The 23091-nt window shown below is 58.5% G+C and carries 18 protein-coding genes and 1 tRNA gene; 15 read left to right on the forward strand and 4 right to left on the reverse strand.

Features of this window, described 5'->3' with window-relative positions; all coding sequences use genetic code 11:
- Positions 1-102: 102 nt before the first annotated feature.
- The 5 genes from KW821_RS06400 to dedD all read left to right on the forward strand — a co-directional run bounded on the left by KW821_RS06400 (position 103) and on the right by dedD (position 6261).
- Positions 103-2202: a FimV/HubP family polar landmark protein gene (locus KW821_RS06400; protein ID WP_218290844.1), complete on the forward strand. Its 2100-nt coding sequence runs from the start codon at positions 103-105 to the stop codon at positions 2200-2202.
- A gap of 161 nt (positions 2203-2363) precedes the next feature.
- Positions 2364-3173 (forward strand): tRNA pseudouridine(38-40) synthase TruA, encoded by an 810-nt coding sequence (gene truA / locus KW821_RS06405; RefSeq protein WP_042652493.1) that lies wholly within the window; start codon positions 2364-2366, stop codon positions 3171-3173.
- A 119-nt stretch (positions 3174-3292) separates the two neighbouring features.
- Positions 3293-4156 (forward strand): acetyl-CoA carboxylase, carboxyltransferase subunit beta, encoded by an 864-nt coding sequence (gene accD, locus KW821_RS06410; RefSeq protein ID WP_042652492.1) that lies wholly within the window; start codon positions 3293-3295, stop codon positions 4154-4156.
- A 2-nt stretch (positions 4157-4158) separates the two neighbouring features.
- Entirely contained in the window at positions 4159-5412 is a 1254-nt protein-coding gene (folC, locus tag KW821_RS06415; protein ID WP_218290845.1) for a bifunctional tetrahydrofolate synthase/dihydrofolate synthase, read from the forward strand.
- 81 nt (positions 5413-5493) lie between these two features.
- A complete protein-coding gene (gene dedD / locus KW821_RS06420) occupies positions 5494-6261 on the forward strand; it encodes a cell division protein DedD (protein ID WP_218290846.1) in 768 nt (255 codons plus the stop codon).
- 99 nt (positions 6262-6360) lie between these two features.
- Here dedD and KW821_RS06425 read toward each other — a convergent pair whose 3' ends face one another.
- The 4 genes from KW821_RS06425 to KW821_RS06440 form a co-directional block, all read right to left on the reverse strand.
- On the reverse strand, positions 6361-6717 hold the full coding sequence (locus KW821_RS06425; RefSeq protein WP_218290847.1) for a TusE/DsrC/DsvC family sulfur relay protein: 357 nt from the start codon (positions 6715-6717) through the stop codon (positions 6361-6363).
- Between the two features lie 200 nt (positions 6718-6917).
- Positions 6918-9050: a YccS family putative transporter gene (yccS, locus tag KW821_RS06430; RefSeq protein ID WP_218290848.1), complete on the reverse strand. Its 2133-nt coding sequence runs from the start codon at positions 9048-9050 to the stop codon at positions 6918-6920.
- Position 9051: 1 nt separating this feature from the next.
- A complete protein-coding gene (locus KW821_RS06435) occupies positions 9052-9306 on the reverse strand; it encodes a hypothetical protein (RefSeq protein ID WP_218290849.1) in 255 nt (84 codons plus the stop codon).
- A 164-nt stretch (positions 9307-9470) separates the two neighbouring features.
- Positions 9471-10127: a Bax inhibitor-1/YccA family protein gene (locus KW821_RS06440; RefSeq protein WP_042652487.1), complete on the reverse strand. Its 657-nt coding sequence runs from the start codon at positions 10125-10127 to the stop codon at positions 9471-9473.
- 184 nt (positions 10128-10311) lie between these two features.
- Here KW821_RS06440 and KW821_RS06445 point away from each other — a divergent pair.
- The 10 genes from KW821_RS06445 to KW821_RS06490 all read left to right on the forward strand — a co-directional run bounded on the left by KW821_RS06445 (position 10312) and on the right by KW821_RS06490 (position 23005).
- A tRNA-Ser gene (locus KW821_RS06445) sits at positions 10312-10399 on the forward strand.
- A gap of 1136 nt (positions 10400-11535) precedes the next feature.
- Complete coding sequence (locus KW821_RS06450; RefSeq protein WP_218290850.1) at positions 11536-12033, forward strand: transcription termination/antitermination NusG family protein; 498 nt, start codon at positions 11536-11538, stop codon at positions 12031-12033.
- A gap of 113 nt (positions 12034-12146) precedes the next feature.
- On the forward strand, positions 12147-12452 hold the full coding sequence (locus tag KW821_RS06455; protein WP_218290851.1) for a FaeA/PapI family transcriptional regulator: 306 nt from the start codon (positions 12147-12149) through the stop codon (positions 12450-12452).
- A 384-nt stretch (positions 12453-12836) separates the two neighbouring features.
- Entirely contained in the window at positions 12837-13391 is a 555-nt protein-coding gene (locus tag KW821_RS06460; protein ID WP_218290852.1) for a fimbrial protein, read from the forward strand.
- A 440-nt stretch (positions 13392-13831) separates the two neighbouring features.
- Positions 13832-14302, forward strand: a complete 471-nt coding sequence (locus KW821_RS06465) for a hypothetical protein (RefSeq protein WP_218290853.1) — start codon at positions 13832-13834, stop codon at positions 14300-14302.
- A 9-nt stretch (positions 14303-14311) separates the two neighbouring features.
- Positions 14312-15001, forward strand: a complete 690-nt coding sequence (locus KW821_RS06470) for a fimbria/pilus periplasmic chaperone (protein ID WP_218290854.1) — start codon at positions 14312-14314, stop codon at positions 14999-15001.
- A 15-nt stretch (positions 15002-15016) separates the two neighbouring features.
- Complete coding sequence (locus KW821_RS06475) at positions 15017-17569, forward strand: fimbrial biogenesis usher protein (protein ID WP_218290855.1); 2553 nt, start codon at positions 15017-15019, stop codon at positions 17567-17569.
- Between the two features lie 79 nt (positions 17570-17648).
- Positions 17649-18767 carry a fimbrial protein gene (locus tag KW821_RS06480; protein WP_218290856.1) on the forward strand — a complete coding sequence of 373 codons (1119 nt, stop codon included), beginning with the start codon at positions 17649-17651 and terminating at the stop codon, positions 18765-18767.
- A 10-nt stretch (positions 18768-18777) separates the two neighbouring features.
- Positions 18778-19299, forward strand: a complete 522-nt coding sequence (locus KW821_RS06485) for a fimbrial protein (RefSeq protein ID WP_218290857.1) — start codon at positions 18778-18780, stop codon at positions 19297-19299.
- Between the two features lie 439 nt (positions 19300-19738).
- Positions 19739-23005 (forward strand): Ig-like domain-containing protein, encoded by a 3267-nt coding sequence (locus KW821_RS06490; protein WP_218290858.1) that lies wholly within the window; start codon positions 19739-19741, stop codon positions 23003-23005.
- Positions 23006-23091 lie beyond the last annotated feature (86 nt).

A 23091-nucleotide genomic window follows, 5' to 3' on the forward strand; every position in this document is an offset into this window, starting at 1 on the left:
TTGCTGGCTTGAGACGCTAGCCTGATTTATATTGAGCCGATTGTTTTGGGGTAACTATCCAGATTTTTCAATGTGATAGGGCCGTCATACGAAGGAACGAATATGGGACATTCCCGCATAACGCTGGCAACGCTACTCGCATTGGGTCTTCTGGGCACGGTTCAGGCCGATGAGTCGGGGAAAGAACCTTTCTTTGTCGAGCTGAAGGGGCCGGATGACGCCGCGCCGCCGCTGGTTCAACCTCAGCCACAGGCCCAGCCGGTGGCACAACCCAGCCTGCCCAAGGCGCAGCCCATAGTGCGTCAGACCGCCAGCACCCAGGCGGGCAGCTATGGCCCGGTCCGTCCCACCGATACCCTGTGGAGCCTGGCGAGCAAGCATCGCCCCTCCAGCCGGGTGAGCGTCTACCAGACCATGGTGGCGATCTACGACAAGAATCCCCGCAGTTTTGCCGATGGCAACATCAACCACATCCTGGTGGGCTCCCGCATTCTGCTGCCGACGGCCGCCGAGGCGAGCCGCATCACCGATGCGCAGGCGCGTCAGCGTTTCAACAGCGACAACGCCAGCTGGAAGGGGCTGAGCCCCAAATACCTGGCCAGCAAGCAGGCCCAGCCCGTCAGCCCGGCGGAGACCAAGGCCGCCGCCGTGCCGGCCAAGGCCCCGGTTGCCAAGGCGGCGCCCATCCCGGCGGCAGCGCCCAAGGTGAGCCCGCCGCAAGCCGCCACCGAGCTGGCCGTCGCCAAGGCGGCAACGGCCAGCGCCGCCTTGGCGAGCGCCCCAGCCCCCTTGCCGGCGGATCTGGGTACCCCGGTCGGCAAGCCCTCCACCGAGATGGCGCTGGCGCTGGAAGACGCCAATGCCCAGCTCGGTCAGGTCACCGAGATGAACCACAGGCTCAAGCTGCGCCTGCAGGCCCTGACCGAAGAGGTGGAGACCCTCAAGGCCCAGCTGCAGGATCAGACCGCGCTGCAAAAAGAGGTGGCCGAGCTCAAGGCCCAGCCGGTGCCGCCGGTGGTGGCCCCTGCGCCCAAGCAGAACTGGCTGATGGAGCTGCTCGCCTCACCGCTCAACCTCGCCATGATCATACTGCTGCCCGTGCTGCTGGTGCTGGCGCTGGTGACGCTTTGGCTGCGGGCTCGTGCCCGTCGTGAGCTGGAAGAGCAGGAGAAGAGCCTCTCCGAATCGACCTCCATGGTGATGAGCGAAGAGAGCAGCGAGTTCGATCAGCTGATGACGGTCGGCATCGCCGACGACGAACCCATGCACCCCATGCCGGATCTCAATGGGCCGGACGGTTATGTGGCGGTGGCCGAGCCCAAAGACTCGACGGATGTCATCTTCAGCGATGACGGCGATCTGGCCCTGTCGGCGTTCGACGAAGAACCCGCCGCAGTGCATCCCGGCCGGGATCCGGATCTGGTGCCCGAGCTCGATCTGGCCCACGAGGACGCCTTCGAGCTGCCCTCCGAGCCGGATCTCGATCTGGCAGGGGAGTTCAATCCCTCCACCCGCTCCCGCGACGAGATCATGAGTGAGGAGGAGCTGCAGGCGGCGCTGTTTGCCGAGCTGGATGCCGATCTGGCGCGGGATCACGATCAGCAGGCGACTCGCTCCCGCCGCGACGAGGAGCTCGCCGACTTCGACCTGAGCGATTTCGAATCCGGCTTCGACGAGCCGGCGGCCGATCAGGCGGCGCGCAGCGATGCCAGCGGTTATGGCAAGGACGACATTGACGACATGCTGGCGGAGCTGGGACTCGAGCCCACCCAGGCCAAGGCGGCAACTGCGGCGCCGGCCTGGGATCCCAACGAGCTGGCGCTTGCCGATTTCGAGGACGCCTTCACCGAGGTGGATTCCCATCCGAGCGATCTGAAGCCACGGGCGCAGGCGCAGGCGAACGACTATGTCGAGATCGACAAGTTGCTGGCCGAGGCCAATGCCAGCAGTGCCGAGCAGGAACCCTATCAGGGCTTCTCCCTGGACGTGGGGCTGGATGGCTTCCCCGAGATGTTGCCCCAGTCTACCGGTTTCGATGTGGATGCCGACGATGGCGGGGTGGGGGCCAAGCTGGATCTGGCACGCGCCTACCTCGAGATCGACGACAAGGAGAGCGCTCGCGAGCTGCTGAGCGAGGCGGCGGCCCAGGGCAGCGAACACCAGCGTGCCGAGGCCGAGAAGCTGCTCAGACGGTTGGGATAGACCCCGTCGGTCTGGGATGATGACAAGGGCAGCCCGCGGGCTGCCCTTGCTGTTGATGGCTCTCGCCATGCCGGCCGCGCTGTGGTTTGGGACTTTTGGCCCTGAGCGCGTATAATCCGCCCCGTTTCTTTCATCGTTTCCTTATAAGACAAAAGTTATCCATGCGAATTGCCCTAGGTATTGAATATGACGGCAGCCGGTATTTCGGCTGGCAGCGTCAGCGCGAAGTGATCAGCGTGCAGGCCGAGCTGGAAAAGGCCATCAGCCGCATCGCCAACCATCCGGTGGCCATCCAGTGCGCCGGTCGCACCGATGCCGGGGTGCATGCCACCGGCCAGGTGATCCACTTCGATACCCATGCGGTGCGCGCGGAGTCCGCCTGGACCCTGGGCCTCAACTCCAACCTGCCGCCTGACATCGCCGTGCGCTGGGTCAAGGAGGTGGGGGAGGAGTTCCACGCCCGCTTCAGCGCCACCGCCCGTCGCTACCGTTATGTCATCTACAACCACAACTATCGCCCCGCCATCCTCGGCAGCGGTGTCAGCCACTACCACGAGACCATAGACGCGGCGCTGATGCACCAGGCGGGTCAGAGCCTGCTGGGGGAGCACGATTTCAGCACCTTCAGGGCCATCGCCTGCCAGTCCAACACCCCCTGGCGCAACGTGACCCACCTCTGTGTCAGCCGGGAGGGGCCCTATATAGTGCTGGATATCCGCGCCAACGCCTTCTTGCACCACATGGTGCGCAACATCACCGGCTCCCTGCTGCTGGTGGGGCAGGGGCTCAAACCGGTGGAATGGATCGCCGAGGTGCTGGCCGCCAGGGATCGCAATCTGGCCGGCCCGACCGCCAAGGCGGGGGGCCTCTATCTGGTGGACGTGGATTACCCGGCGGAGTTTGCCCTGCCGCAGTTGCCGCTCGGCCCGCTCTGGCTGCCTGACTCGGCACCGGGTACGACCAGTTTTTAGTAACTGGGCCCGAAAATTTGTGGTTTAATGACCCGTTATTTATTGCCATCGAGCCGTTAAGTCATTGAACAATCTAGGCCCGATGCGTTTTGTCAGGCACAAAAGCATTAAGGAATTCCATGAGCTGGCTTGAGAAGATCCTTCCCAAGAGCAAGATCACTACACCGCGTCGTCACAACATCCCGGAAGGGGTCTGGACCAAGTGCAGTGCTTGCGAACAGGTGCTCTACCGGGCAGAACTGGAGCGCAACCTCGAAGTGTGCCCCAAGTGTGATCATCATATGCGGATCAGCGCCCGCGCCCGCCTCGAGAGCTTCCTCGACGAGCCGGGCCGCACCGAGATCGGTGCCGAGCTGGAACCGCAAGATATCTTGAAATTCAAGGATTCCAAGCGCTACAAGGATCGTTTGTCTGCCGCTCAGAAAGAGACGGGAGAGAAAGATGCGCTGGTGGTGTTGAAGGGGACCCTCAAGGGGGTGCCGGTCGTCGCCTGTTCATTCGAGTTCTCCTTCATCGGGGGCTCCATGTCCTCCGTGGTCGGTGCCCGCTTCGTGCGCGCCGTCGAGGAGTGCATGAAGGAAGGCCGCGGCCTGGTCTGCTTCTCCACCTCCGGTGGGGCGCGGATGCAGGAGGCGCTGTTCTCCCTGATGCAGATGGCCAAGACCAGTGCGGCGCTGGATCGCCTCACCAAGGCGGGTCTGCCCTTCATCTCGGTGCTGACCGACCCCACCATGGGTGGCGTCTCCGCCAGCCTGGCCATGCTGGGTGACATCAACGTGGGCGAGCCCAAGGCGCTGATCGGCTTCGCCGGCCCGCGCGTCATCGAGCAGACGGTGCGCGAGAAGTTGCCGGAAGGCTTCCAGCGCTCCGAGTTCCTGCTGGAGAAGGGCGCCATCGATCTCATCATCGACAGGCGCGAGATGCGCAATCGCCTGGCCAGCCTGCTGGCCAAGCTGATGAACCAGCAAGTCATCGAAGACTGAACATGAGTTCGCACATGCAACAATCCCAAAGCCGGTCGCTGGTCGACTGGCTTTCTTATTTGGAGCAGATCCACCCGGTCAACATCGACATGGGGCTGGACAGGGTCGGGGCCGTCGCCCGTCGCATGGGTCTCACCCGGTTGCCGTTCAAGGTGATCACGGTGGCGGGCACCAACGGCAAGGGTTCCTCCTGCGCCATGGCCGCCAGCATACTGATGGCCGCCGGCTACCGGGTCGGGGTCTACTCCTCACCCCATCTGCTGCGTTTCACCGAGCGGGTGCGCGTCGACGGCGCCGAGCTGGCTGATAGCGAGCACTGCGCCGCCTTCGCCGCGGTGGAAGCCGCCCGCGCCGAGATAGCACTCACCTTCTTCGAGTTCGCGACCCTCGGCGGGCTCTGGCTGTTCTGCCGGGCCGCGCCGGACGTGCTGCTGCTGGAAGTGGGGCTGGGGGGACGGCTCGACGCCACCAATGTGGTGGAATCCGATGTCGCCATGATCACCTCCATCGCGCTGGATCACTGCGACTGGCTCGGGGATACCCGCGAGGCGGTGGCGGTGGAGAAGGCCGGTGTTTATCGGGCCGGCAAGCCTGCCATCAGCGGCGAGCCCAACCCGCCTGCCACCATCGCCAGCGAGGCACAGCGTCTCGGCGCCTGCCTGCGTCAGGTCGGCCGCGACTTCCACGGCGATGAGCACGACACCAGCTGGGATTATCACGGCCTGCAACACTGGCTCGATCTCCCCAAGCCCGCGCTGCCGCTGATGAACGCGGTGACAGTGCTGGCGGCGCTGGAGTCCCTCGGGCTGCCATTGCCGGAGGCGGCCATCCGGCAGGGGCTGGCAGAGGCACGGCTGGCGGGCCGGATGCAGCGACTGCAGACCAGCCCGCTGGTGATCGTCGATGTGGCCCACAATCCCCACTCGGCGGCCTACCTCGCCAGCCAGCTGCGGCAGATCCCCTGTCAGGGGCGGCGCCGCGCCGTGGTCGGCATGCTCAAGGACAAGGACATGACGGGGTCGCTGGCCGAGCTCAAGGGCCTCGTCGACGAGTGGTTCCTGGCCAGCCTCGACGGCCCCCGCGCCGCCTCGGCGGCCCAGCTGGCGACGGCGCTCGGGGAGCAGGGCCCGGCGGCGACCTTTGACGGCGTTCGCGCGGCTTATCGGGCTGCCCTGGCCGCATCGAGTCCTGATGATATGGTCATCGTCTTTGGTTCGTTTTACACTGTCGCCGACGTGCTGGCGGCGAGCGCCTGAGCTGCCCGACCTGCTCTTCGCATCGTCGATGTCCGCAAGATTGCAGGCAGTTGAGTCTAAGTAACATGGGTGGAAATTAACTTGGCTTCGAAGTTTCAAAACAGATTGGTGGGGACCGTCATCCTGGTCGCCCTGGTTGTCATTTTTCTGCCGGATCTGATGGACGGCCACAAGCTGGAGCAGAAGGACGAGGCGTTTGCCAAGATCCCGCTGCGCCCGGAACTGGAGCCGGCCAAGCCGGCGCTGCAGGTCTCGGCGGCCACTACCCTGCCGGCCGAGCATGTGGCCAGCCAGCAGCAGGCCGCCGCGGCCGAGCAGTGGCAGGTGGAGGAGATCGGGGGGGCTGTGACCCTGGCAGCCAATCAGCCGTCAGCCGCCCAGGCGCAGCAGCCGGTGACTCAGCCCAAGCCGCAGCCCAAACCCGAGGTGATCGCCAAGAAACCGGTCGAGCCGCCCAAGCCCAAGCCGGTACCGCCCAAGCCGGTCGAGGTGAAGAAGCCGGTGGAGAACAAGTCGCAGGTCGGCCAGATCAAGTCGATGGATGATCTCATTGCGAGCAAGATGGTGCAGCAGCCCACGACCCCGGCGCCCGCCGCGGCCGCGCCTGCCCAGGGCAGCTGGATCCTGCAACTCGGCGCCTTCAAGAACGTGGACAGCGTCAATGCGCTGGTGAGCAAGCTGCGGGCGGCGGGCTATTCGGCCCACACCTCGCCGAGAACGCCGGTGCAGGGGCAGCTCAACCGGGTCTTCATCGGGCCGGATGTCTCCAAGGCCAAGCTGCAGGGCATGCAGAGCAAGATAGGTCAGATGACCGGGCTCAGCGGCTCGGTGGTGGCGTACAACCCCTGATGCGGGTTTGACTAACGCCGAACAAAAAAATACCGCGCCTAGGCGCGGTATTTTTTTAGAACCGGTTCATGATCTCTCAGCGAGAGACCGGGCCGGTTTTTAGATGCATTTCACCGGCTTGGGCAGGCCGGCTATCTTGGTGGCCTGCTTGGCGGGCCCTTCCGGGAACAGCTTGTAGAGGTAGCGGCTGTTGCCCTTCTCGGGGCCGTACTGCTTCTCCATCGCCTTGACCAGGGCGCGGATGGCGGGGGAGGTGTTGAACTCCAGATAAAACGCCCGCACGAAGCGCACCACTTCCCAGTGCGGCTCCTCCAGCACTATGCCTTCCTGCTCGGCCAGCACCAGCGCCAGCGCCTCGCTCCAGTCCTCGATATGACGCAGATAGCCCTTGGCATCGGTCTCTATGATGTGGCCATTGAATTCCAGCACGTGCGTTTCGGGCTGCTGCTCAGACATAAGGGGCTCCTCGGGGGCTATCAGGATTGGGCGGGCATGGTAGCGTCTTGATCCCAACTGAGCAACCGGCGGCAGCCATTCAGCCGCCGGCACTGTCTTGGTGCTGATCAGGTCATTGTCCCTGCCGGGTGCGCAGTTGGCCATCCATATGGACCAGGATCAGCCTCTTATCCGCCGGCACTGTCGTGACGCTGACTAGGTCATTGTCCTTGCTGGGTGAGCAGCTGGCCATCGTTGGCCAGCATCAGCAGCTCATCCGCCAGCTGGCTGATGTGATTGAGCTGCTGGGTCAGCATCAGCTGCTCCTCGCTGCTGTCCGGGGCGATGAGCGGGCACTGTCCCTCGAGCTGGGCCGGTACCTCGCCGGCCAGATGACCGGCGGCCCGCTCCAGGGTATGGCTGATGTGGCGGCTGATCTCGTCGAGCTCGGGGATGGGCTCTAGCTTGTCGCGATGGGCCCCCAGCGCCGAGATGTAGGAGAGCAGGGCGTGGTTGCGCCAGGTGAGGGTGAAACAGAGTTCGAGGAAGCGGCGACGCTTGCTCGGCTCCACCAGCATGCTCTGCCAGGCCATGGCCAGCTCGCTGTCGGCGAGGTGGGCGCACTTGCGGGCCACCCGGTAGTCGAGGGACTCATCCCGCTGGCGGTGCAGGCTGGCGAGCACAGCCGAGAGATAGCGGGCGTTGGCCGAGAGGGAGTTGGCGATCAGCGTCGGCAGCCGCTTGTATTGCCAGTCCGGCCACAGCCAGGCCACTAGCGCGTAGGAGAGCAGGCAGCCGAGGAAGGTGTCGAGCAGGCGCGGACCCAGGATGGCGAAGCCGATGCCATCGAGCAGGTTGAACGCCATCAGCACATAGAGGGTGATGAAGCAGACAGCGGCGCTGTAGTTGCTGCGCACCTGGGTGAAGAACAGGAAGGCGGCCAGCCCCATGATCCCCAGTTGCAGGTGCAGCTGGGGGAACAGCCAGAGCACGGGCACGCCGATCAGCAGGCCGGCGAAGGTGCCGAGCATGCGTTGCACCAGCCGGCGACGAGTGGCGCTGTAGCTGGGCTGGCAGACGAACAGCACGGTCAGCAGGATCCAGTAACCCTTGTCCAGGCTGAATGCCTGCAGTATGCCGTAGCCTACCACCAGCCCGAGGGAGAGGCGCAGGGCGTGGCGAAACACCATGGAGTTCGGGGTGAGGTGCTGCTTGAGCAGGGCCAGCAGCGGCAGCGGCGTCGGCCTTGCCAGGGTGGGCAGGTTGGCTGAGGGCAGCGCCGGGTTCTGCAGCTCCTCGGCGCTGGCCAGCAGCTGGTTGATGCTGGAGAGGTTGCGGCGCAGGAACTTCATCGGCGTCAGCAGAGTCTTGGGATAGTGCTGCTTGAGGTGGGTGAACTCCAGCTGATCGCCGAGCGCCTCCAGGGTCCAGTGGATGCGCTTGTGGTGGGCATAGGGCTTGTGCACCAGGATGGCGTAGCCGAGCCGCTGGCAGGCCTCGGAGAGTTGCAGGAACACCTCTTGGAAGCCGTCCAGCACTATGCCTTGCTTGAGCTCGGCCTCCAGCTTGCTGTAGGGGTAGTGGCTGGAGGTGGCGCGCTCCTGGATCTCCAGCGCCAGCAGATAGAGCCGCAGCAGGCTCGCGAGCTCGGGCGCCGCCTGATGGCGGGTGCTGAGGCGGGCGTTGAGCGCGGTCTTGGTCAGGTTGAGGGCATTGACCAGGTTGATGTTGAGCTGGGCAAGGTTGTGGCGAATGGCCTGGGCGCCGTGCTCGTCGGCCGGGAAGAAGCGGGACTTCTCCAGCAGGTAGCGGCCGAGGGCGAAGTAGCTCTGGGCCAGCTGCTCGTGCAGCGTCTTGTAGGGCAGCAGCCAGAGCCAGACGAGGGAGACCAGCCCGTACCAGAGCGCGCCGGCGCCGAGCGCCAGCGGCTGGTAGAAGAGGTCCGGCGCCTTGGCGGCCCCCAGCATGGTGTAGATGGCGATGAGCAGGGAGCCGAAGCTGATGGTGGCGTAACGTTGGCCCAGCGCCCCCACCATCACGAAGATGAAGGTCGAGCCCGCGAGCCCGAGGGCGAACAGCCAGGGGGTCGGGAAGAGGTACTGCACGCAGAGGGAGGCAAACAGGAAGCAGACCAGCGTCATGGCGAGGTTCTTGACCCGGCCCCACAGACTGTCATCTGTCTCGGCGATGGCACCCGCCACCACCCCGAGGGAGAGCAGCACTGTCAGCGAGATGTCGCCACTGATCAGCGCGAAGGCGAGCAGCCCGACGATGGCCAGCAGCACCTTGAGGGCGAAGTAGATGTGGCTGTCGGTCAGCAGACGGCGCAACAAACTGGAGAAGTCCATGGGCATGCTAGGCACCACCCTTGAGCGAAGTGAAATCGATGTGGCTGTCGGTCAGCAGACGGCGCAACAAACTGGAGAAGTCCATGGGCATGCCAGGCTCACCCTCGAGCGAAGTGAAATCGATGTGGCTGTCGGTCAGCAGGCGGTGCAATAAAAGGCTGGAGAAGTCCATGGGCATGCCAGGCTCACCCTTGAGCGAAGTGAAATCGATGTGGCTGTCGGCTAGTAAACGGCGCAGCAGGCCGGAGAAATCCATGGGCATGGGATAGACGCAACCCTTGAGCGAAACGAAAGCGAAAGCATAACCCGTCGGCAACGAAGTGGCCCTGATTTGGATCAGGGCCACTTAGCTTCATATCCTTGATTTACAACTTATCCTGACAAAAATAGGTGCCAATAAAAACCCCGCCGAAGCGGGGTTGTTCATCAGTTGCGGTTGCCGCCGAGCAGGCTGAGCAGGCTCAGGAAGATGTTGTAGATGGACACATAGAGCGTCACTGTGGCGGAGATGTAGTTGGTCTCGCCGCCGCGGATGATCTGCTGGGTGGTCAGCAGGATGGCGCCAGAGGAGAACAGCATGAACATGGCGGACAGGGCCAGGCTCAGGGCGCTCATCTGCAGGAAGATGTTGGCGACCATGGCCACCAGCAGCACCCAGAAACCGACGAACAGCATGCCGCCGATGAAGGAGAGGTCACGCTTGGTGGTCAGAGCATAGGCCGACAGCCCGAAGAAGGTCAGCGCGGTGCCGCCGAGCGCGGTCATCACTATCTCGCCACCACCATTATTCATATACATGTTGATGATGGGGCCCAGGCTATAGCCGAGCAGGCCGGTCAGGGCGAAGGTGAACACCAGCCCCATGCCGTTTTCGCGGTTCTTCTGGGTCAGGAACATCAGACCATAGACACCGATCAGGAACACGGCCCAGTGCAGGGGCGGCATGTTCATCACGGTGGCAACCCCGGCCACCACGGCAGAGAAGCCAAGAGTGAGGGAGAGCAGCATATAGGTGTTGCGCAGCACCTTGTTGGTGTCACGCGCGGCACTCTGGGTGCCAGTGTAGATAGAACGGGTATCCATCTTGGTGTCCTCTTGATTTCCGGGTTGAGGCGGCAGATTCCGCTTCGTTAACGCATTGTATGCACTGAATGTGTGGATGACGAGCGCTGATTTCAAGCGGCCCCCCAGCCTGTTGCGCCCTACTATCCCAGAGTAAATATGTATTGCATATGAACGAGGGCCTGACGTAGTATGCACGCCGTTCGGAGGGGTGGCAGAGCGGCTGAATGCACCGGTCTTGAAAACCGGCGATGGGCGACCATCCGTGGGTTCAAATCCCACCTCCTCCGCCATCTTCAGAGAAAGCCCAAGCGATTCATCGCTTGGGCTTTTTTGTACCTGCTGTTCTAGTACATCCTAGACACGCCTGCCCTTCATCTTACCCAAGGCGTTTGCAGCGCCTTAGAGCCCACAAGTCGGCCACTTGCTCTCTTCATCCTACCGTTGTAGTCGTTCCCTCTTTCCTGAGACCTGTTTGAACGACGTTTTTCCATAGGGCTCATCATTTCATAAACCGTCTAGGGAAGGATAAAGACAGGTGATCGCCCTCTTTAGGTGGACCAGTGCCCTTATCTCACCCCACAGCTCGAGGTCCCAGCTCGGTCACGCAGTCGCGCCTTTCGGCAGTGTCATGCCTTCCGGTAATGGCATCTCCTGCTACATGAGGTATCGACCCACCTGGTATACGAGGTGGGTCCTCGACTATCTGTTGGCTGAGGCGCTGATGACATGAAAAAACCGGTACGGCAACAAGGGTAAGTGGCATCTCGGTGAAGTGAACAAGGGGGGGACCTTGCTTTTCTTGCACTGAAGGCTCAAATGTTGCCTGTATTATGGGCGGGGGAGCACAGGTATATGAAGGTGCCATGTCGATGTGAATTAATCAAAAACTAGTCATTATAGCCACGAGAGGGTATCTGAAAACATTAATCTTGGCATGGTTAAGCTGGCATTCAGTTTGTGGAGTATAAAAAACGAGTTTGGCTAATTATAAAAATTTTTTATACACGCGATCTCCGATCGAATATGTCGAACAATTGCGTCGTCCTGCGGTGTTTAGATTGCGACCGCAATGCAAAACGGAACATGATCTCGTTTCTTGTTGCTGAAGAAGCTTATTGAGCTGTAAAGAGTGTTTTAAAAACACCTATTTAGCGATATCCTATGTCTATCCAGTGTTTCGTTCTGGAGTTGATTTTCGGTTAACATGGATTTGTGTCAGTTTGATGACAGCAAGTCGATTTGTTTACGCCATCTACTTGTTTGTATTTACTGTAGTCAAATGCCTCTCTTATATTGTTTGTATTTACTGTAGTCAAATGCCTCTCTCATAATTTTTAAGTTGCGCTCACTGGGCGCGATTTTGGCGGAGCCTACCCGGTAGTCATTAATTTCCAATGTGTAAGTTTAGTCGACATGGGAATATATTATGGAACGATGGTACCTTGCCTGTCATAAGACGGGGAAAAATAATGCACTTAAAGCTCAGGTATTCTTGGAGCACCTGAATGTTGAAGTGTTTATTCCTCAGATCTGTTATCGCCAGCCCAGGCTGGATCGCCCAGGGCATTCCAGACCGGTTTTTGAACCTTTGTTTCCTGGTTATATTTTCATTCGCTTCGATTCTGAAATACTACACACCTCAAAAATTGCTGCCTGCCCTGGCATGAGCCATCTTGTTCGCTTTGCTGGAATGATAAGTCCTCTGCATGAAGTAGTGGTCGATGAAATAATGCAACTGATGCTGACTGTAAATCCTGATGGGGCCTTGCCAGCGAGTACTGAAATGAGTCGTGAGAATCAGGTTAAACAAAAGCCTCTTCTTACCGCATCACAGCGTCAGCAGATACAAAAGGTCATCGAGGAAAAAGATGGAGTGGCACGCAGCGCCCTGCTCTATGCATTGGCAGAGGCAATTCAAAGCTGATTTCAAACTTGCTTGTTGCCTATTTTATTTTAGATGCCTTCTATTATGACTGTTTAAGCTTTAATTAATAAAACTGTAATAAATGAAGAGTAAAATAAGGTGTGGGGTGTGTCATGAAGAAGTCTGACATAAAAAAAGAGCGAGTATACCAAGCATTATTATCACTCTGCCCGACGATGGCGGGGAGTCCACCAGATTATAATGACTGGCCCAAGACACGAGAAATTGCAGACGCATGCGACAAGACCATTTATTCTGCACGCTTGTACTTGTTGGCACTTGCAGATGAAGGCAGAATTTTTTGCTCGTATCAAAACGTTAACAACTCCTTGCGCTGGTATCCACGCCTGCGTGAGGTTAATGGAGCAATTATACCCACCGCTATTGATAAGTATGGGCTATCGATAACGGCAGGTTGAGTTATAAATCCATTAGCCTTTAATATTAGTATGTCTACCTTGCAGCGGTAAAGAGCTGGGCGTCGCTAACAATTTACAAAATATCTTAATGAGTAGACTTGCAATTCAATTAAATAGCGTCAAGATTCATTATCTTGAGTTGCTTGATTATAATAATGTAAACCATCAGGGACGTGAACTATCAGGGCAGCTCGTGTCAGGGTTATGTAATATCGAGATTGTACATTGGCAATGCATGTATTCTAATGTGCGCTTGTTTATTTGAAATGACCTTTATTTTCTTGTCATACATTAAGGTTCAGAACGCAAAGTTCGTTCAGAAACCCCGGAGTAGATAAGTTTTATATTTATTGTTTACACATTCATTTGAGGTTAAAAGTTTTTATGAAAAAGTCCCTGTTAGCCGTAGCAGTTGTTCTGTCCTCTGGTATCAGCCTGAATGCGTTCGCTATCGAAGCGCCGACTGTTGTTACCGGTGGCTCCGTTTATTTCAACGGTGAAGTCGTGAATGCGGCATGTGCGGTGAGCTCTGACTCCATGGATCAAACCGTCTATCTGGATCAGGTACGTACTGCAGCGTTCAACTCAACGGCGGATGCACCAGCGAACCAACCGGAAAGCTTCGAAATTAAACTGGTCGACTGTGATACCACCGTACAGGCCACTGCCGCGGTGTCCTTCACTGGCGCGACCGTTGAGGGCAAGTCCTCTGTGCTGGCCAACTCGGCGGGCGGCGGTGGCGCTCAGGGTGTGGGTCTGGTGCTGATGGGGCCGGATGGTGCCGTGCTGGAGATCAACACTGGGGTGCCATCCAGCACGGTAACCCTCGTGGATGGCACTACCGTCATCCCGCTGTCAGTCGATTACTTCTCCACTAGCACAGTGGTTACGCCGGGCCCCGTCAGCAGCGTGGCCAATTTCAACGTGCATTACGAATAAATAGAGCGGCAGGTAACTTAGAGTGAAAGGGTGACTCGCCAAGCGAGTCACCCTTTATGACTAAGAGCAAATTTTATATGGCATGGGGTTTTGATATCCGTGCCAGCAGTGCATGAAGTTGTATTCCCCATTATTACTGCTGCCGCCCACCCCGATATTCTCTGCCAGCCAAGGCGGGCATCCGGGTGACTTTATGGTGGTACGGTATGCCCTACTGAGGAAGTAGAGGGGGTATGTTAGCCCGTAAAACAAGTTCTTGCCGCTTATGAAAAGTGACATGCCATTGCGACTCGATGCGGTGTGAGCATGGGGTGAGGGTCCCTTTGATGGCCTGAGTCCAACCATTCATAGGGGTTGCATCCTGTTATCGGTCATTGCGGAGAGGTCAGTCGGTGCGAAGAATATTGCAGGGGACGTTGTTGTCCATTCTGGGAGTGACAATGTCGCTCGGTGCCGCCGCAGATGAAGGCAGGAAGGTACGTACTGACGGTGATATCAACCTTGAAGGCCGCGTCGTTTACTCAACTTGCGCCGTTGGCGCCCCCGAAGTAAACCAGTTGATACCATGGCAGGAGGGGCGTGCCGCCTCAGCAGAGTGGATAGATGCGAAGTTGTTTGAGATCAGGCTGAGTGAATGCCTCCCATTGGTCAGCCAGAATGTGAATGCCCGTTTCAGTGGCGTCGAGGGCGACGATGAGTCGCGCTTCATAGACAGTTTGACCGAGAATGATGAGGAAACCTGGGATTGGTCCGATGGCCGTGTGGTTATTCGGGTTGACAATGAGCCGACGCTCTTGCATTTCGTGAATGGCCCGGTCTTTCGCTTCCAATCTAAATTCAAGTTTTTGGTGCCCATGTCCAGTGAAGCACCTATCAGTGTTCCTGTTTATTTTTTAGTCGCCTATCCTTGAGAGGTATTTATGATAGCGCACAAAAACATCTATTCCCTATTTGTAGGGGCGGCTCTTCTCTTTATTACCACTGCCGTTCAGGCGGGTGGGGTAGTACTGGGTGCCACTCGTGTGATTTATCCTCAGGGTAATAAACAGGTATCACTGGCGGTGACTAACACCGATGAAGATGCAATCTTCCTGATCCAATCCTGGGTCGCAGATAGCGAGGGGAATAAAAGCAATGATTTTGTGATAACTCCTCCTCTTTTTAAACTGATGCCAAATAAAGAAAATACTCTCAGAATTATTTATGTAGGGGCCAACGCCTTGCCAAATGATCGTGAGAGTGTGTACTACCTTAATGCCAAAGCCATTCCGGCAGTACCTGATGCCGCTCAAAATAGCAATACCCTGCAGATTGCCACTCAGAGTGTCATCAAGCTATTTATCCGTCCCCAAGGATTACCCGCGGCCCCAGATGAAGCACCCACGGCCCTACGTTGTAATATCGAGCGCGGCATGTTGAAGGTCAGCAACCCATCCCCCTATTTTGTTACCATGGTCAACCTGCAGATTGGACAGACAAAAATAGCGAACATGATGGTGCCGCCACAAGAAGCAAAGAGTGTTGATGTTGGCAATTTGGTTGGTAATGTGACGTTTCAATCTATCAATGATTACGGTGCTCAAACCAAATCGGCCATTTGCCCCAAGTAATAATGGGTGGAAGCAATGTTGAATCCGAAGCTACTGGCCGTATTATTGGTGGGATTGGGCGTTATCTCTGATGTTCAGGCTGACGTCCAGTTTAACCCCGCATTTTTATCCGGTGATCCGTCCTCGGTGGCGGACCTTGCTGCATTTGAAAGTAATGAGCAGTTACCGGGAACCTATCGGATCGATATCTCTTTGAACGGTCAGTTCATTGAAACCAGAGACGTAGTATTTGTCGCCAGTACATCCGAGAAAGATGGCGATGGTTTAAGCCCTGTGCTTTCTGCCAATGAGCTGATTGCTCTGGGAGTCGATGCCCAAGCCCTGTCTGAATTTCAGTCAGGCACGACAGAGGGCATGGCCAAGCCCATCGATATTCGAACCCTGATCCCGGGGGCTGATTTTGTATTCTATTTCGAGCGTTTACGACTTGATTTGAGTATTCCGCAGGCTGCCATGACCAAGCGTGTAGTAGGAGAAGTGTCAGAAGATCTCTGGGATGAGGGTATCAATGCATTGATGTTGAACTATATGTTCAGTGGCAGTAACAGTATCGGCGAGGAGGATATCGGTGACGATTATTTCGTCTCGCTGAATACCGGTTTCAATATGGGAGCATGGCGCTTCAGGAATTATTCTACCTGGAACAAGGGGGATGAGACTAACGAACTGCAGAGTGTAAGTAATTATCTTGCGCGGGCTATTATTCCATTGAAAAGTGAGCTTGTCATTGGTGATAGCAGCACCGGCTCAGATATATTTGACAGCGTTGCTTTTCGTGGTGTCCAGTTGGCCTCCGATGAGCAAATGTATCCCAGTAGCTTGCAGGGCTACGCGCCATCGGTACGCGGTATTGCCAAGAGCAATGCCAGCGTCACCATCAAGCAAAATGGTTTTGTGATTTACCAGACACATGTGCCACCGGGCCCATTTCTGATTGAGGATCTGTTTGCAACCTCAACCAACGGTGACCTTGATGTTGAAGTGAAGGAAAATGATGGCAGCACCAGCCATTATGTGGTGCCTTTCGCATCCATTCCTAATTTACTCCGTGAAGGTCGGGTGAAATATGATGTTACCGTGGGTAAATATCGTTCTGGCAGTGACGCACAGGAAGAGCCTGAATTCATTCAGGGTTCGCTTGCTATGGGTGTCCAGGAAACGGTGACGCTCTTTGGTGGCACGCAACTGTCATCAGATTATCAATCCTTTGCGGTAGGCATTGGTAAAAATATGGGCAACTTCGGTGCTATCTCGGCCGAACTATCTCATGCCAACACAATATTGCCAGACGATACTGAGTCATCAGGTCAATCCCTTAGCCTTCTCTATGCCAAGTCACTGGTAGAGTTTGGAACTGACCTGCAGTTATTGGGTGCCCACTATTCGACGCAGGGATATTACACTTTCGCCGATAGCACCTATAAATCCATGTCTGGTTCTTATGAAGAAAATGATGACAGTGATCAGGATGGTTCAGACCTTGATGAGCCGATAAACAGTTATGACCTTCATTATGCCAAGCGTGCCAGACTGGAAGGCAGTATATCCCAGCAAATTGGTGAGGCTGAGTCACTTTATTTGAGCGCGCGAGTGCAAAATTATTGGGATACTGACGAAGAAGATAAGTATCTGCAGATGGGTTATTCCGGTGTCTGGAGTGACGTCACATATTCGATCGCATACAGCCATAACCAGAGTGCCTTTGAGGTGGAGGAGGACAAGGTCATCTCGCTGAACCTCTCCTTCCCCATAGGGAGATGGTTGGCGACGGCTGATGATTACTCCTCTGCCTATGCGGACTACGGTGTCAGTTACGATGCCAATGGTCAGGTCACGAATAGGGTGGGGCTGAGCGGAACTGCCTTGGACAATAAGAACCTGAATTACAGCGTGCAGCAGGGGTATACCAGCAAGGGCGTGGGTGCCAATGGCAATGCGCATGTTCAGTACCAGGGGTCCAAAGGCAATGTCGAGCTTGGCTATAATTATAGTGAAGATAATCAACAGATTACCTATGGTGGGGCGGGCGGCATTGTGGTGCATGCGGATGGCGTGACGTTCAGTCAACCCTTGGGTAACACCAATATTCTGGTGGCGGCCCCGGGGGCGGAGGGGGCGGTGGTTGAAAATACCATAGGCACAACCACCGATTCCGATGGCTATGCCGTCATTCCCTATGCATCCAGTTATCGTTTTAACCGCGTCGCGCTGGATGTCAATTCGTTGCAAGACGATGTGGAGATTGACGAGGCCGTAGCGCTCGTGGTGCCGACCAATGGTGCACTGGTGCGTGCAGAACTCGAGACCAAGAAAGGGGGACGAGGGCTGTTCACACTGACGTTCAATGGCAAGCCAGTACCCTTTGGCGCAAATGTTGTCAGTGAGAATGAGGGCGTATCAGGCATTGTGAGTGAGGAGGGGATTGCCTATCTCTCCGGCCTGGCCAATGAAGGTTCGCTGGCTATCCAATGGGGTGAGGGCCAGGGTCAGCGTTGTGCGGCAAATTACCAACTGCCAGAGCCCGCGACACAGGAACCGATCGCCAGATTAGCCCTCGAGTGCCGTTAGGATAAATACGTTGCTATCAGCGATCCATGTGATTGATTGATATATGTGTTCCTGTCTTTTAAATGCAAAGGTGTGGGTGATGGGTGTTTTGCTTGATTTTGCAGCTGACCGGGATGTTCTGAACCACATGGATAGAAATAGTACTTTCGTCAATAAAAAACGGGCCGTGACCGTCGGTGGATTATGGTGTTGTCTTATTGCGGGGGGACTTTATGGGCCAGCGGCCATGGCCAAGACATATTTAGGGCCGACGAGTAGCCAGATAAATATTTCAGTTCCCGAGAATAACGGTGAAGCTTATTTGGTAGCAAATTCAGGTCTGACATCGTCCAATACATGCCACCCGTCCTCTCCGACGATAAAAGATACTGAAGGCAAGATCTCTGCCCTTGCCGCAATGACGCCTCAAAGCGTCATGTTCAATGGCAAGATGCACAACCTCATTTCATCGGGTAACCCTTATTTTGGAGTCATAGTCCCGACCAGGGATACCTCGGCGCCAGATAGCGATGCGGTGGCCATCACGGCGGTTCCCAGCCTGTGGTACCCAACACCCAATGCCGCCCGGGCCCCCGGAACCGACGCGATAGATGCCAGGTTCCGCTATGTGCTCTATGCCATGCCAGGGATGTCTCTGCCTGCTGGAAGTTATGTCATCCCCCATATCGAAGACTTTTTACGACTGGAGTGCCGGGATAGTGCCGGACAAATGTACCAGGAGATGGTCGGCCAACGATCCGTCACGGTCAATGTTGCCGCCCGGGGCTGCGATGTGACGTCTCCGGCGAATACCTATATCGATTTTGGCGAGCTGAGTACCCGTGATTTTTCTGCCGTAGGCAGTACCACAGGCACTATTCCCAGCATGATCAATCTGCAGTGTGATCCCAATGTCGAAATCAAGGTGACACTCTCGGATCAGACCAACGCCAGCAATAGAACCGATATCGTGAACCTGACAGCTGCCAGCACCGCCGGTGGGCTTGGTGTCCAGGTGGTCAATCCCGGGACAGGCACACCCTACCTATTGGGGCCCGATGACGCAGGAGCCCATGGTATCAACCAATACCCATTGGGCTTGAGCGGCCCCAATGGTGGCGTGTTCAACCTTCCTCTCGGCTTTCGGTATATCCAGACCGGAGACATGACGTCCGGCACGGCGACGGCCCTCGTGGGTGTCACTTTTTCCTATCAATGAGGCGGGCATGATGAAAAGCAGAATAGCCACGACTATCGGTCTCATCTTGTGCGGTGCCGCCTTCTTTGCCGGAGCGGCAGACGTCACTGTGGAGGTGCGTGCCACCCTGGTTCAACCGGGCTGCGTCATCAACAACAATGCGGCAGAAATCGTGGACTTCGGGACCTTCCCGACCAACAGCATCCGGCTGGGTGCACCGCCTTCCCAACCTGGATTGATCCAGACGGTCTCTATGCCCATCGCCTGTGTGGACATGGGCACGCCGGTGACGCTGCGGGTGAACGCGGCGGCCTCGGCGGATAACCCTTTGCTCATCGAGACCGGCAAGCCTGGCCTGGGGGTGGCGTTGTCGACCCAGAGTGACGTGGCCGACAGCGCCTATTGGATCGTGCCCAATACCGGCACCCTGTCGGTACCCTTGCAGGACGGGTATGGAACAGTGCTCTTCTATGCGGCTCCCATCGGCACCGGGCAGGTGCCAGAGCCTGGCACCTTCACCGCTCAGGCCGTCTTGAATGTGGAATACCCATAAGCCGCTCGGTGGCTGCCAAGATCCGGCCAGAGACTCTGGCCATGCCACGCCCTCTAGCGGCATCTGCTTGACCCCATGCCTGCTCTGGCGCCCACAGCTCACCCTGCTCGATATCCCGATGAATCCGGTTATATCGTTTTCATTTGCCCCCTGTGATGGCGTGATCCCGGCGATCGGGACTGGCCATGACGACCAGGCGCACCCCGGTGCGCCTGACTGGCATCTGTTGCGTCGGAATGGGGGCTTGCCACCTGCTCTGTCGCGCAGACGACCGGGCAAGGATAGCCAGAAGCACAAGATGAACAGCTTATTAGGACATACGATGAAACAAATATTCATGTGGATCTGCGCGTCCATGGCGCTCTTGTTGTTGGCCGCATGCGGTGGCAGTGATGGCGACGATTCGTCATCTACGGACTCCGGGAGCGGTGCGACTACCATGGTCTCCTTGCAGATCACTCCGCCCCAGGGGCGTATCCCGGTGACGCTGACGCAGCAGTATGTGGCGCAGGCGGTGCTGAGCGACGGCAAGGTGCAGGATGTGACGGCGCTCGGCGACGTCCAGTGGCGCAGCAGTGACAGCGCCATCGCGACCATCACGAGCGCGGGCCTGGCGACCGGGGTCGCACCGGGCCGCGTCACCATCACGGCGTCGGGGGTGGGGGCCAATGGCGCCCCCGTCGAGGCGAAGGCGCAGCTGGAGGTCAGCAATGCCCAGGCCACCGGGCTGCAGGTGACGCCCGCTACGGCCAGGGTGGCAGCCGGCCTGAACAAGCAGTTCACCGCCATCTTGCAGCTATCCGATGGCACCACCCTGGACGTGACCCGCGACCTGAACTGGGTCAGCAATGATGCGGGCACCGCCACCGTCGCGCAAGGGTTAGCGAGCGGCCTCGGGGCGGGCATGGCCAGCCTGAGCGCGAGCGGTATCTTCCAGGGCAAGACGGTCAGCGGCGCGGCAGAGCTCACCGTGAGCGATGCCACCGTCACCGCCTTGCAGGTGACCCCCGCCATGAGCACGACGGCTGTCGGCTTGGCGCAGCCCTTAGTCGCGACCGCCGTGCTGTCCGATGGCAGCAGCCAGGTGGTCACTGAGTTCGTCAGCTGGAGCAGCACCGACACCGCCATCGCGACCGTTAGTAATGAGCAGGACAGATGGGGGCAAGCCAGGGGGCTGAGTGTTGGCAGCGTGGCCATCATGGCCTCGGGTTACTTCAATGGTCAGGATCTCTCCGGCACGGCGCAGCTGAAGGTGAGCAGCGCCACCGTCACCAGCCTGCAACTGACGCCGCCCCGGCTCAGGGCGCCGATCGGCTTGCCGCAACAGTACAGCGCGACCGCCATGCTGTCCGATGGCAGCAGCCAGCCGGTGCTGGATGCCAGCTGGCACAGCAGCGAGCCTGGTCTGGCCACCATCAGTGCCGCCGGCCTGGCCACGGGGGCCCATGCCGGCACCGCCACCCTCAACGCCAACACCAGCGTCAACGGTCAGCCCTTCAGCGGCAGCGCGCAACTGACAGTGACCGATGCGACCGTGACCGCCTTGCAGGTGACTCCTGCCAGGGGCTCGGTCCCCATCGGCCTGGCCCAGCAATACGACGCCACCGCGCTGATGTCGGACGGCACCAGCCTGCCGATGACCGACAGTGCCAGTTGGGTGAGCGACCCGCTCGTTGCCACCGTGGATAAAGGGCTGGCCAGTGGGGTGGGGGTGGGCACCACCGACATCAATGCCACCGCCGTCGTCAATGGCGTGCAGGTCAGCAACCAGGCGCCCCTGACGGTGACCGGCGCCGAGGTGACCAACCTGGAGGTGAGCCCGGGCATCGAGGCGGTGCCCGTTGGCCTTAGCAAACCGTTCACGGTGCGCGCCTGGATGTCGGACGGCACCAGCCAGGAGCTGACCGGCAACAGCAATATCAGCTGGAGCAGTGACGACAGCGGCATCGCCACCGTCGATGGCAGCAGCGGGGTGGCAACCGGGGTGAATATTGGCCCGACCTATATCAGCGCCGCTGGCAGCATCAATGGCCTGTTTCTGAGCGACAGCGCCTCACTGGAGGTGGGCGATGCCGTCGTGATGGGGGTGGAGGTCACGCCGGATCCGGCCACGGTGCCGGTCGGGCTGAGTGTGCAGCTTAGCGCCACCACCCAGCTGTCCGACAACAGCACCCAGGACATCACCAGCACCGCCAGCTGGGGCAGCGACGACATCGGGGTGGCCACCGTCATCGGCGGGCTGACGACCGGGGTGAGCGTGGGCGGCGCCAACATCACCGCCACCGATAGCGCCAGCGGCCAGTCCGGCAGCGCGACCCTGAATGTAACCGGCGCCGTCATGACTGAGCTGACCGTGACCCCGGAGAGCGCCGCGGTCGCGGTGGGGCAGAGCCAGCAGTTTAACGCCAGTGCGACCCTGTCCGATGGCAGCAGCCAGGATGTGACCAGTTTGGTCAGCTGGAGCAGCGACGACCTCGCCATCGCCTCCGTCGGCAGCAACACCGGTCTGGCGACCGGGGTGGCGCCGGGCAACAGCACCATCACGGCGATGGCGCTGGATGGCTCGGGGCTTAGCGACACGGCCGAGTTGACGGTTGCGACTGGTTGTAGCAATGAGACCCTGACGGATGCGGCAGGCAAGACCTGGACCTGCCCGCTGACCACCTCGAAGGCCGATGCCGCTGGTTACCCTTATTCCGGCGCTTTCGGCGAGAACGGCATCAGCTATGCCCTGCTGACTTGGCCGGAGGCGAGTGCCTACTGCGCCGCCCTGGGGGAGGGCTATTACCTGCCGCCCGTGGAGGAAATGAAGGCTCTGTATGACGAGATCGGTAACCCGGAGAGCTACGCTGGCTGGCCGACCGCTATGTACTACTGGACGGGCACCGCGGGGGTGAATGAAGGGACTCACAACAAGATCGATATGTCTTACGGCAACGATAACGGTCCTGGCAATGACAGCGGTTATCAGTATGTGACTTGTGCCAAGCTGCCTCCGCCCAGCGTGGTCTCCCTGGCCCTGACGCCAGCCACCGCCTCGATAATGGAGTGGACGAGCCAGCAGTATGTCGCCACCGCGACCCTGTCCAACGGGGAGACTCAGGTTCTGAGCAGCGGCGTCGCCTGGAGCAGCAGCAACACCGCCGTGGCCACCGTCAACAGCAGCGGTTTGGCCAAGGGGGTTGCCATAGGGAACGCCGTCATCACCGCGACGATGCAAGATGGTTCCTCGATCAGCGCCACGGCGCAGCTGGAAGTGGTCTGGGATGGCTTGCCGGATTGGACCGGTTGTGTGAAAGGCATGGTCGATGCGGGAGGGCTGACGTTTACCTGCCCTATCACCAAGGAAGAGGGGGATGCTCTGGGTATATGGGCCAACGGGCTCCATACAGAGCCCGATTACGCCGGTGTCGATAAGACTTATGTTCTGTTAACGCAGGCAAATGCAGCCAGGTACTGCACCGATCTGGGCGGTGGCTTCTATCTGCCTTCCAAGGATCAGCTGAAGGAGTTATATCGCACGTACGGCAGCATGGAGATGTACGCCGATTGGCCGATCGCTAAGCAGTATTGGACGTCTACGTTATACATGGATGATGGTGTTTATACGCCCAAGTACTACGACATCGAGCTGGCGTATGGGTATGTACACTACCAATACGAGAGCACTGCCTATCTCGTGACCTGTGCCCGGCCCGCGAGTTGACCTTGGGCTGGCGGGGTTATGCCCCGCCAGCCATTAATCACTGCCTTGTGCAGGGAGGGCGCCAGTGGATCGCCGGGGGCGAGCTG

It is taken from the genome of Aeromonas sp. sif2416 (assembly GCF_019218665.1).
Taxonomy (GTDB): Bacteria; Pseudomonadota; Gammaproteobacteria; order Enterobacterales; family Aeromonadaceae; genus Aeromonas; species Aeromonas encheleia.